The 531-nt window shown below is 53.9% G+C and carries 1 protein-coding gene; it reads right to left on the bottom strand.

Annotated features, from left to right (window positions below):
- A partial coding sequence (locus tag AB9F27_RS22030; RefSeq protein WP_369758222.1) for a glycosyltransferase family 4 protein occupies window positions 1–531 on the bottom strand: 531 nt, incomplete at both ends.

Raw genomic sequence — 531 nt, 5'->3', positions numbered from 1 at the left:
CCGAGTTCTTTTCTATCAGGGCCAAGAGGTTGGCAGCGGTTTTCTCGATATCAAATTCCCGAATGACAAGCTGCCGTCCCGCCTGAGAAATTTCAACCGCAAGTGAGTAGTTTTCAGCCACACGCATGATCTGCTCAGCAAGCTTCACCACATCCCCCGGTTCAATCAAAAAACCCGTCTCGCCGTCTTTCACCAGTTCTGGTATTCCGGACAGGCGAGAAGAAATGACGGGTCGTGCAGCCGCCATCGCCTCGATTAAAACAACGGGGATTCCCTCAGAACGCCCGTCTTTCCCAATAATTGACGGCGCAACAACCAAATCCGCCCCTATCATTGCCACCCTGACTTCCTCATTTGTGGCGGGTCCCGAAAATGAGACTCGGTCAGACGGCAGGCTAAGGGCGAGCGCTTTCAACCTATCCGCTTCGGGGCCCCCACCAATCACAGTTAAGTGCCAATTCAGATGTGGATCAAGCAACGTAAGCGCTCGAAGCAAGACATCCACCCCTTTTCGAGGCATCAGCGCGCCGA

The sequence above is a fragment of the Falsihalocynthiibacter sp. CO-5D18 genome, assembly GCF_041205445.1.
Taxonomy (GTDB): Bacteria; Pseudomonadota; Alphaproteobacteria; order Rhodobacterales; family Rhodobacteraceae; genus Falsihalocynthiibacter; species Falsihalocynthiibacter arcticus.
The sequence above is the reverse complement of the archived record's forward strand: the minus strand, read 5'-3'. Positions and strand labels throughout refer to the sequence as shown.